The sequence below is a fragment of the Acidimicrobiia bacterium genome (assembly GCA_035471805.1).
Lineage (GTDB): Bacteria > Actinomycetota > Acidimicrobiia > Spongiisociales > JAHEDJ01 > JAHEDJ01.
In genome coordinates, this window is record DATIPS010000009.1 from 1 (window position 1) to 10,299 (window position 10,299).

Here is a 10,299-nt window from a genome sequence, read left to right on the forward strand (position 1 = left end):
CGAAGGAAACAGGCACGCACACACGCGAGCACGCGGCGACCAGGTCGCCCGCGAAGGAGGAGAAATGAAGAGCAGAGGAAGGTTGTGGGCGACGCTGCTGGTCGTCTTCGGCCTCATCGTCGCTGCCTGCGGCAGCGGTGACGAGGGCACAACCGAGACCACTTCCGGTGGTACGACGGAAACGACCGCAGCCTCAACAGAGACGACGGCTGCCACAACAGACACGACGGCCGCGGAAGTCGAGGAAGTCACCCTTCGGGTGCTCGTGCACTCTCAGGAGCCTATGACGACGTTCGTGCAGGAGTTCAGCGAGGACTTCGAAGCCGCGAACCCAGGCGTCACCGTTGACGTGGCCGTCGTCGGTGCGGGCGATCTGGCCACCGTCACCCAGACCCGGCTTTCGGCCAACGATGTGGACGTGATCGACATCTTCGGCTTCGCCAACGCAGTCCAGTCGTACATGGGTGGAGCCACGCCGCCGGCCTGGCAGACGCTGATCGAGGCGGGTCTCCTTCTCGACATCACCGATGAGGCGTGGGTCGGGAACTACGACGAGCCTTCGATTCAGCAGGCGGGCTCCTTCCAGGATCGGGTGTACGCGGTCAACCTCGGCCGGACCATCTATGGAGGCATGTTCGTCAACCTGGACCTTCTCGCGAGTGTCGGTGTCGACGTGCCCACAACGTGGGGCGAACTCGTGTCCGTGTGCGAGGCTGTGAAGGCCGCAGGCAACGAGTGCATGACAAACGGCGGCCAGGATGGTTGGCCCGTCTTCGTCGGTGCCTACGGGCTCCTCGGCGCGCTGTTCCCGGACCAGGAAGGCCTCGTTGAGGACCTCTACACGGGTGAGTTCACGTGGGATTCTCCCGACGCCGCTTCGCTGTGGGAGCGCTACCAGGTCTACGCCCAGAACATGCTCGAGTCGGGCACGACTGGTCTCGCACACGATGCAGCGACCTTCCGATACTCGGTCGGTGACGTGGCGTTTCTCCCGACCGGTGCCTGGCAGGCTCCGAACCTGGAGAGTGAGGCCGATTTCAACTGGACGTACGTGCCCTTCCCGGGTAGCGACAACGCCGCCGACAACCAGAACCTGTTCGGCAAGTACGACCAGGGATGGGCTATTGCGGCCAACTCGCCGAACGTCGAAGTTGCCAAGGCGTATGTGGCTGCGTTCTCCGATCCGGCCGTATACCAGGACTTCGTGTCGACGACCGGGTTCATCCCGACCCAGCCGACTGCTGTACTCGACACAATCCTCGGCCAGGCCATTGCGCCCTACCTGGAGAACTACCGGGTCGGCTTCGAGCAGTATTGGGTCCAGCCGGCAGGTGCCGGCCAGTGGGCGAATGGCTCGCAGGGTGCTGCGTGGTTCGCGCCGTTCAACGAATGGACCGACCCGGCGGCACTTGCCCGCCAGGCTCAGGCAGATCTGCAGGCTGCGCTCGACGAACTCTCGTAACGACTGCTACACAGCTGGTGTGGGCTTCCTTCCTGGAAGCCCACACCAGCCAACCTGACCCTATCGGGGGAGCACATGGCGCTTAGTCCGACCAAGAAGAACTACGTGTTCGGTCGAGGGCTGAAGGCCTGGGCGCCGGTTCTTCTGCTTCTCCCTGGTTTCGGTTTCTATCTCCTCATCGCCGTCGGCCCCTCCCTGGCGACGGCGGTGTACTCGTTCACGGATGCGACCGGCATCCGCGGTGCCCCGGTCAACTGGATCGGATTCGAGAATTATGACGAGTTCCTGTTCCGAGGACTCGCATCTCGTGACAACCTTGCTGCGCTGACACGAACCCTTCGGTTCTCGTTCTTCGTCACCACCATTCAATTCGCCCTGGGTCTCGGCCTCGCCCTGTTGCTGAATCAGCGGCTGAGGGGCAGGACCATCTTCCGCACCCTGTTCTTCCTCCCGGTGATTCTCGGAGCGGTCATTCAGGGACTCATGTGGAAGCTCTTCCTCTATCCCGGCGGGGGGCCCGTCTCCAAGGCATGGGAATGGATGGGCATGCAGTCCGAGTTCCTGGGAGGGACTCCACAAGAGGCCTTCATCTGGGTGATCGTCGTGCAGATCTGGGCCAACGTCGGCATCACGATGGTGATCTTCCTCGCCGGAATGCAGACCATCGACACGACGCTCTACGAGGCTGCCAGGATCGACGGCGCCGGAGGCTGGGCGTTGTTCAAGAGCATCACCTGGCCCCAGTTGACCCCGGCCATCAACACGAACTTCCTGTTGAACATCATCGGCTCGCTGCAGGCGTGGCAGCTGTTCCTCGTCCTCATCGGGTACCGGCCTGGGACGCAGGTGCTCGGCTACCTCGTCTTCGCCGAAGGCTTCGGCCAGACATCCGGCTCCGTCAGCGCCGCGTTCCGGCAGGGCTACGCAGCCGCAGCATCGATCGTCCTGTTCTTCCTGGTGCTGGTTCTCGGCCTCTCGGCCAACTGGTTCGTTGCTCGAAGAGAGAGGAAGTACCTCGGATGACCGCTCCGGCGAAGCTCGAACCTCGGGCCGTTGCGCGACAGAAGAAGGCATTTCCCTGGGGCAAGCTGGTCTCCTACCTCATCTTGCTCGTGTTCTCGGTCCTGTACATCGGACCGCTCTTCATGCTTCTCAACGCATCCTTCAAGGGACTCGGAGAGTTCTTCAAGGATCCGATCGCGCCGGTGACGGAGTTCAGCTTCGAGAACTACACGAAAGCGTGGGAACTCGCCAACTTCTCCGGATATATGCTCAATTCGGCGATCTACGCGACGGTCGCAACCGCGGTCTTCGTGGCTACTTCGGTGTTTGTGGCATTTCCGATTGCGCGGGGGATCATCAAGGGCGCGGGGGGACTTCTCACTATGTACGTGGTCGCGCTGTTCCTGCCCCCGGCGTTGATTCCCCAGTTTCAACTCATTCTCAACCTGGGCCTCTACAACACGAGACCCGGATACATCATGTTGTTCCTGGTAAACGCGATCGGGATGATCATCCTGGTGAATTACATCAAATCGATCCCCACCGAGCTCGACGAGTCGGCAGCTGTTGATGGGTGCGGATACTTCCGGTTCGTTCGAACGATCGTCGTCCCGCTCATCCGTCCCGCCATCGCCACGGTCACGGTCCTGCACGCCATCGGGATCTGGAACGAGATCATCTTGCCGACGATCTATCTCACGAACGCGGACTACTACCCGATCACCCGAGGACTGATCGTGTTCGAGGGTCAGTACGGAAGCGATTGGCCGGCCCTGGCGGCGGCTGTGCTGATGCTGATGCTCCCGATGCTCATATTGTTCATGTTCCTGCAGCGCTACATCATCGGCGGGTTGACTGCCGGATCGGTCAAGGGCTAGGGGAAAGGCGCGTGGCAGGGAGTCGGACCGGTGTCATGGTGATCGCATCGATCATGGTGCTGGCCGCCTGCGGAGATGGCGACGAATCCGCCGGCCAGGGGTCGGGGGAGTCTTCGGTGGCTCCCACGACGGCCGCTGCTGCCGCGACCTCAACCACGACGGTGCTTTCGACGACTACAACGACGCTTCCGCCAACCACCACCACGACCATCGCTGCGCCAGAACCAATTCCGATCGAACCCCCGGAGGGCATGGAGCTGGTCTGGAGTGACGAGTTTGATGGAGATTCCATCGACCCAAGCAATTGGACCTATGACATCGGCGGATGGGGTTGGGGCAACGGCGAGGCCCAGTACTACACCGATCGCATCGAGAACGCCCGGGTCCGAAACGGATTGCTCGTGATCGATGCTCGATTCGAACGATTCGAAGAGTCGTATTACACCTCCGCCCGTCTCAAGACGGAGGGTCTCCACGAGTTTCAATACGGCTACATCGAAGCTCGCATCAAGGTGCCCTCCGGACAAGGCATGTGGCCGGCCTTCTGGATGCTCGGATCGAGCTTCGAACGCGATGAGGACGATCCGCTACAGAGCAATTGGCCGCTCGCAGGCGAGATCGACATCATGGAGTACGTCGGGCGAGAACCGATCCTGGCGTACGGAACGTTGCACGGCCCGGGCTATGCCGGTGCCACCGGGCTCGGCAACCTCTACCGGCATGATGAACCCATCGCCGAGGACTTCCACACCTACGCCATCGATTGGGACTTCGACGGGATCCGCTGGTTCTTCGATGGTGAGCAATACGGAGAAAAGAGTCGTGACATCGTCGGTGACCGATGGGTCTTCGATCAGCCCTTCTACTTCATCCTCAACCTGGCTTTGGGCGGCAGCTTTCCGGGTCCGATTGGCCTCGATGTCGAGTTTCCCAAGTACATGCACGTCGACTACGTCCGCGTTTATCAGGAGATTGGGGAAGCCGGTGGGTGACCGCCGCGGCACCCGGGCCAAGAGGAAGGTTTGAGTCATGGCTTCGATCACGTTTGATGGTGTGGGGAAGGTGTATCCGGGTGGAACTCGGGCGATTTTCGATGTGAGTCTTCGCGTTGATGACGGCGAGTTTGTGGTGTTGGTGGGACCGTCGGGGTGTGGGAAGTCGACGCTTCTTCGGATGGTTGCGGGTCTGGAAGAGGTGACGGAGGGGACGCTGTCGATCGGTGATCGGGTGGTGAACGATGTGTCACCGAAGGATCGCGACATTGCGATGGTGTTCCAGAACTACGCCCTGTATCCGCATATGAGCGTGTACGACAACATGGCGTTCGGTCTCAAATTGCGGAAGATGCCGAAGGATGAGATCGATCGGCGGGTGCAGGCGGCGGCGCGGACGTTGGAGATCACCGAGTTCCTGGGTCGGAAGCCAAAAGCGTTGTCTGGTGGTCAGCGGCAGCGGGTGGCCATGGGTCGAGCGATCGTGCGGGAGCCGGCGGCGTTTCTGATGGACGAGCCCCTCTCCAACCTGGATGCGAAGTTGCGGGTGCAGATGCGGTCGGAGTTGGGCTTGCTGCATACCCGCCTTGGGACCACCACTCTCTACGTCACCCACGACCAGGTCGAGGCGATGACGATGGGCGATCGGGTGGCAGTGTTGCGGGCCATCTCCGGGAAGGACGTCGGGAACCTGCAGCAGATCGATTCGCCGAGGCGTCTGTACGACGAGCCCGACAATCTGTTTGTGGCGGGGTTCATCGGGTCGCCGGCGATGAACTTCGTGTACGGGACGATCACCGGGGAGGACACCCGGGTGTATGCCAACTTCGCCGGCCAGAAGGTATTGGTGGATCCCGGGCATGTGCGGGAGCGCGCCCGTTTGGCCGAGTACAAGAACCGGGAGATCGTGTTGGGGATGCGACCCGAGTCCTTCGAGGTTGTCTCGGCGGTGAGTTCGGATGTGTCGACGGCCGAGCGGACGATCGAGGTGGGTCTCGATTTGACCGAACAGTTGGGGTCGGAGGCGTTCGTGCACTTCGAGCTGCCGTCGAGGCCGGTGGTGACGCCCGAGCTGGCCGAATTGATGGAGGACGAGGGCACCGATGTGTCCGCGTTGGGGGACACCTCCAAATTCACCGCCCGGGTCGATCCTGACCATGCGCCGAGCGCCGGTTCCAGAGCCACTCTGTTCGTGGATTCGAGTCGACTCCACTTCTTCGACCCCGACACCGGCCTGGCCATCCGCTAGGCCGCTCCCACCAACCCGGAGGCGGGAACGGTCGGTGATGGCCAGTGGCCAGTCACCGCATCTTCTGCGACACTCGCACGAGATGTCCGACAGCCAGCGCGTTCTCGTGACCGGTGCCAGCCGGGGTATCGGACGGGCGACGGCGATCGCCTTCGGCCGAACGGGGGCAACAGTTGCACTGATGGCCCGGGAGAGCCCCCAGCTCGAAGAGGTCTCACGGGAGCTCGACGCAATCGGCGCATCGAACGTCGCCGTGGCGTGCGATGTCCGTGATCCGGTAGCTGTCGAACGGGCGGTCGAGGCCGTCGTAGGGGAACTGGGGGGCGTCGACGTGCTCGTCAACAACGCGGGAGGAGGCCGCTACGCCCCGTTCCCGGAGCTGACCGAGTCGGACTGGACCGCCATGCTGTCGCTGAACGTGACGGGACTGGCCAATGTCACGAGGGCGGTGCTGCCCGTCATGCGCCGACGCGGCGCCGGGCACATCGTCAACATGGGATCGATCAGAGGGCTGGAAGGCGGCGCGACCTGGACCGCCTACACGGCGAGCAAGTTCGCGGTCACCGGATTCTCCCGGGCGCTTCGCGAAGAGCTCGAGGGGACAGGGATCCTCGTGTCGCTGGTGTCTCCCGGAGGGGTGAAGACGGGGTTCGGGGGCATCCAGCCGGCTGAGAAGGATCCGACCTGGATGGATCCTTCGGCGGTGGCCGACCTGATCGTGCAGGTGGTCGAATTCCGAGGTCGGGGTTGGATCACCGAGGTCACGATGATGCCCGAACCCGGATGAGCCCCGGTCGGTTATGGGGGTATGGTCGGATCCGAGGTCGGTCAAGGCGCTAGGAGGCACTGGATGAGCATTGACGGAAGGCACTTCTCTCTCGGGCCGAATGAGGGGAAGGCCATGATGGTGTTGGGCGATGTCGTGACGTTCAAGATCACCGCCGCCGAATCGGACAACGCCTATTTCATCACCGAGATCGTCAGCGTGCCGGGAGGGGGCCCGGCCTTCTTGCACACCCACATCCCGCAGGAGACGTTCTGGATCCTGGAGGGTGACTACGAGGTCTACGGACAAGACGCGGATGGCGAGAAGTACTCCATCGCAGCCCCCGCCGGCTCGACCGTGCACGTGCCCGGAAACGTGCCGCATGGCTTCCGAAACGTTGGCGACACCAAGGGCAAGGTCCTCGCCATCTACGCGCCGGTGACCCATCAGGCCGACTTCTTCCTGGACATCGGCGTGCCGATGGAGTCCCCGCTGGATCCGATGCCGCTCGATCAGATGCCAAGCCCCGAGCGCATCATCGAGGTCCTTGCCACCCATCAGATGAAGCTGATCGAAGATCCGTTCAACCAGTAGTGGTGCACAGCGGCCGCTTTGGGGCTGAGCGCGACGGTCCGTAGCATCGCCGGGCGGAGTCGCGGAAGGGCAGAGTGGCCGATCGGTCGTCGCCCCCGAGGTCGATGTCGAGGGAGGAACTGCGATGCAAACGGCGAAGGCCCCAACCATCTCGGCGCACGGCGCGGCGATGCCCGTCGTCGGGTATGGCACGATGCTGTTCCCGGAACCGGACCGGGCGGTCGAACTCATCGGCCACGCGCTCGGATGTGGTTACCGCCACATCGACACGGCCCGCAAGTACGGCTCTGAGCAGTGGGTCGGGGAAGCCATCCGTGGCTCGGGTGTTCCTCGTGAAGACCTCTGGGTCACTACCAAGGTGACGGAGGAGAATGCCAGGGCCGACGACTTCGCTCGTTCGGTCGAGACCAGCCTCGAGACGCTCGGACTCGACTACGTCGACCTGCTGCTGATCCACTGGCCGCAGCCCCGCGTCCCCCTGGAAGAGACGGTCGGAGCGCTGGCCAAGGCTAGACAGCAGGGTCTGGCGCGGCACATCGGCGTGTCGAACTTCACGGTGGCGCTGCTCGACGAAGCTGTGGCCAAGTGTCCCGAACCGCTCGTTGCGAACCAGGTCGAATACCACGCCTACCTTCGTCAGGACAAGCTGCTTGCCGCCTGCGCCCGACACGGGATGATCCTCACCTGCTACTCGCCGGTAGGGCGGGGCAGGCTGCTCGACGACCCGGTGCTCGGCGAGATCGCCGCTGCGCGTGGCAAGACGGCCGCCCAGGTGGCCCTGCGGTGGCTGATCCAGCAGCCACAGGTGGCGGTTGTGCCCCGGGCGCTCGAGTTCGGCGAGATCGAGGAGAACATCGACATCTTTGACTTCGCTCTCACCGGCGAAGAAATGGAGCGCATCGGGGCCCTTCGCGACAGAAACATCCGCATGGTCGACCCCGAAGTGCGGCGCCCGGTGTGGGACGAAGGGTGAGCCCTTCGGTTGGCGCAACATAGCGGGGCCGAACGATCGGGTCGGGGTCGCCCCGGGCGCGGCGGTCGATCACCGGTGCGTGCGGTCGGAGAACCGTTCGGACAAATCTCTGGCCAACTCACCGACGAACGTGACGTTCGGACCGACGACGAGGAGGCAGAGGCCGGTGCCGTCGAGCATTCGACGGGGAGCCATGATCACGGCCCCACTCCCGTCGTCCCGCTTGTGAAAGGCATCGCCACCGAGGAGCCTGACCATTGAATCGAAAGACCGAGCCGGAACGGCTCCGTGATGTTGGATCGTCACCAGGGGCAGGTCGGTGTTTCCGGTCAGTCGCCAGGCGGTCAGCTGCGCGAGCGAGGTGCTCGTCCATCTCCCGTTGCATTCGACCCAACGGAGGGTGGCGTCGGCCAGGCGCGATCCGACCAGGATGCCGTCGAAGCTGCACGGTCCGAAATAGCCAAGCGCCTGAAGGAGCATTCCCAACCGGACCGCCTCCGTGGCCAGTGTGAGGTTCCAGCGTTCCGGCAGCGTGGTGGTGAAGGCACCGGCGAAGCGGTACCCGCCGTCGAGGCACTGTTCGTATACACCCTGGACCGTAGGGTCTCCATCACCGGCGAGCGGGATCCACACCTGCACGGACGGGGAGGCGAGTATCGGATGTTCCCATACACCGACCTGGAGGGGGTAGCGTCCCGTCCATCCGTCGTTCCCGAGACGCCGCGCCAACCGGCGCACGACCGCTGCGGCTCCTCTCGACCGGATTGTCGCACCGTCCAATCGAACGATCCCCCTGCCACCGGCGCTCTCGGCCACTTTGACGACCAATCCCTCGTGACACCGCGCCAGTTCTTCCAGGTGGTCGGCGAGCTCGGCAACACTGGCAGCCTCCCACGTCGCAGGAGCGGCTTCGGGGCCGACAAGGCTACGGACCATCTCGACGAACCACAGTTTGTTGTTTACCCGGCTGGTCAGGGCGGCTGGAGGCGCCGCCACGTTGATCCTCACACCTGCAGCCGCAAGCACGCGAGCGAGCCCCCACACCGAAGCCGTCCCGATGTAGGGGACCAGGTCGAGGTCACCGGTGGTGCGGGCGAGTTCGAGAAGGTCGGACATCGACGCGGCATCGGCCGAACATCGCGTGGGGAGCGGCATGTGTGCTGGGCCTGCGAGCCGCTTCACCACGACGCGGCCAAGGCCGAGGAGGTTGCGGCAGTAGTCTTCGAACTCGGCGCAGCGCGGTTCGGATGCCAGGACGACATCGCCGTCTCCTGCCATGAACAGGGCTCGCTCCTCCAGCGACGACCCGAGGTCGCGACAGAGCGGGATCTCCCGATGATCCTCGATCACCAACCGAGACCCCCCGTGGAGACCCGGGGTCGGCTCGTCCATCGAAGGCGCCGCAGGCCGGAGATCCGGCTGTGCGGATCGGATCTTGCCGGCAATGTCGGCGATCAGCCGGTGCTCGGCCGGTTTGATCAGAACCTCGATGCAGGGGCCAAATCGGAGATCTGGTGAGTGGACGTGCCGGGAGGCCACGGCGTTCGGAGTCATGGTGCACCGGCAGGGGTGCGCGAGCTATGTTCGATCAGGCTCCAGCGGGGAGCGCGCTCTCTCCACTCGAACAGGCGATCCTCCAATTGAGACTGCTCGCTGGGGGCGAGGTGCTGCACGAGGCTGAGCAGGCGGCCGCAGTCCTCGGTGTGGTCGAGCATCCGATCGATCTCGGCGATCACGCTCAATCGCTCCGGAGAAGACAGCGGGGCATCGGCGTCGAGAATCCTTTGCAGCACGGCGAGACCGGCGTCGTGGTCGTCGTACATGTCGTCCCCTGCTTCGAGCGCCGGGTATAGGTGTTCTTCTTCGAATGCGATGTGCCCCCCGGCCGTCCGGTCGAGCTTGCGGGCCGCCGCCATCGCCGCGTCGCGATCCCCTGCGTCGATCGCGTCTCGCAGGTTGCGGAACCCGGCGGCCATCGCCCGGTGATCGATCATGAACTCGTCGGCAAGGGTCGTCCGGATGAAGGCCGAGGTCACGCCGGCGACCTCCTCTCCAGGCGATGGGGGGTTGGGCAGGCCGAGCGATTCGATGCGGAGCTCGAGGTCGTCGACCACGCGGAAGCCTGAACCCTCCGGCACCGGAGTCCATCGCTCCCCGACCGTGAGAGGCTCCGAGGCGAGAACCACCGACCGGTAACCCTCGACCGGCGCGATCGACCGGACATGGGCATATCGGCAGATCTCGCAGTCCCGAAGCCCCTCGCGCTGAACGAAGAACAGGCCGCGGCCCCATCTCGTCCCGACGAGTTCTCTTCCGTCGGTGAGAAGGACGTTGAGGCCGATCGGGACATCGGAGTCGATCTGGCGGCACCAGTCGATGACCG

General features: G+C 63.8%; 10 protein-coding genes. 8 read left to right on the forward strand and 2 right to left on the reverse strand.

The window, feature by feature from the left end; translation table 11 throughout:
- Positions 1-64 precede the first annotated feature (64 nt).
- From VLT15_02015 to VLT15_02050, 8 genes are all read left to right on the forward strand, one after another.
- Complete coding sequence (locus VLT15_02015; protein ID HSR43992.1) at positions 65-1,462, forward strand: extracellular solute-binding protein; 1,398 nt, start codon at positions 65-67, stop codon at positions 1,460-1,462.
- Positions 1,463-1,537: 75 nt separating this feature from the next.
- Positions 1,538-2,485, forward strand: coding sequence for a sugar ABC transporter permease (locus VLT15_02020; protein ID HSR43993.1), 948 nt, complete (start codon positions 1,538-1,540; stop codon positions 2,483-2,485).
- On the forward strand, positions 2,482-3,342 hold the full coding sequence (locus tag VLT15_02025) for a carbohydrate ABC transporter permease (GenBank protein HSR43994.1): 861 nt from the start codon (positions 2,482-2,484) through the stop codon (positions 3,340-3,342). Before VLT15_02020 ends, VLT15_02025 begins: the two co-directional genes overlap by 4 nt.
- A gap of 11 nt (positions 3,343-3,353) precedes the next feature.
- A complete protein-coding gene (locus VLT15_02030) occupies positions 3,354-4,334 on the forward strand; it encodes a glycoside hydrolase family 16 protein (protein HSR43995.1) in 981 nt (326 codons plus the stop codon).
- Positions 4,335-4,371: 37 nt separating this feature from the next.
- A complete protein-coding gene (gene ugpC / locus VLT15_02035) occupies positions 4,372-5,583 on the forward strand; it encodes a sn-glycerol-3-phosphate ABC transporter ATP-binding protein UgpC (protein HSR43996.1) in 1,212 nt (403 codons plus the stop codon).
- Between the two features lie 82 nt (positions 5,584-5,665).
- Complete coding sequence (locus tag VLT15_02040) at positions 5,666-6,370, forward strand: SDR family oxidoreductase (protein ID HSR43997.1); 705 nt, start codon at positions 5,666-5,668, stop codon at positions 6,368-6,370.
- 63 nt (positions 6,371-6,433) lie between these two features.
- Positions 6,434-6,943, forward strand: coding sequence for a cupin domain-containing protein (locus tag VLT15_02045; GenBank protein ID HSR43998.1), 510 nt, complete (start codon positions 6,434-6,436; stop codon positions 6,941-6,943).
- A gap of 124 nt (positions 6,944-7,067) precedes the next feature.
- Positions 7,068-7,916, forward strand: a complete 849-nt coding sequence (locus tag VLT15_02050) for an aldo/keto reductase (protein HSR43999.1) — start codon at positions 7,068-7,070, stop codon at positions 7,914-7,916.
- 69 nt (positions 7,917-7,985) lie between these two features.
- Here VLT15_02050 and VLT15_02055 read toward each other — a convergent pair whose 3' ends face one another.
- Positions 7,986-9,470, reverse strand: a complete 1,485-nt coding sequence (locus VLT15_02055; GenBank protein HSR44000.1) for a hypothetical protein — start codon at positions 9,468-9,470, stop codon at positions 7,986-7,988.
- Positions 9,467-10,299 (reverse strand): hemerythrin domain-containing protein (locus VLT15_02060; GenBank protein HSR44001.1); only part of this gene is annotated, 833 nt, incomplete at its 5' end. The genes VLT15_02055 and VLT15_02060, both read right to left, overlap by 4 nt.

Excerpts from the sequence above, each read along its gene's own strand:
- VLT15_02020 (HSR43993.1), top strand. The coding sequence starts at position 1,538 with ATGGCGCTTAGTCCGACCAAGAAGAACTACGTGTTCGGTCGAGGGCTG.
- VLT15_02055 (HSR44000.1), bottom strand. The coding sequence starts at position 9,470 with ATGACTCCGAACGCCGTGGCCTCCCGGCACGTCCACTCACCAGATCTC.
- ugpC (HSR43996.1), top strand. The coding sequence starts at position 4,372 with ATGGCTTCGATCACGTTTGATGGTGTGGGGAAGGTGTATCCGGGTGGA.
- VLT15_02040 (HSR43997.1), top strand. The coding sequence starts at position 5,666 with ATGTCCGACAGCCAGCGCGTTCTCGTGACCGGTGCCAGCCGGGGTATC.
- VLT15_02050 (HSR43999.1), top strand. The coding sequence starts at position 7,068 with ATGCAAACGGCGAAGGCCCCAACCATCTCGGCGCACGGCGCGGCGATG.
- VLT15_02025 (HSR43994.1), top strand. The coding sequence starts at position 2,482 with ATGACCGCTCCGGCGAAGCTCGAACCTCGGGCCGTTGCGCGACAGAAG.
- VLT15_02045 (HSR43998.1), top strand. The coding sequence starts at position 6,434 with ATGAGCATTGACGGAAGGCACTTCTCTCTCGGGCCGAATGAGGGGAAG.
- VLT15_02015 (HSR43992.1), top strand. The coding sequence starts at position 65 with ATGAAGAGCAGAGGAAGGTTGTGGGCGACGCTGCTGGTCGTCTTCGGC.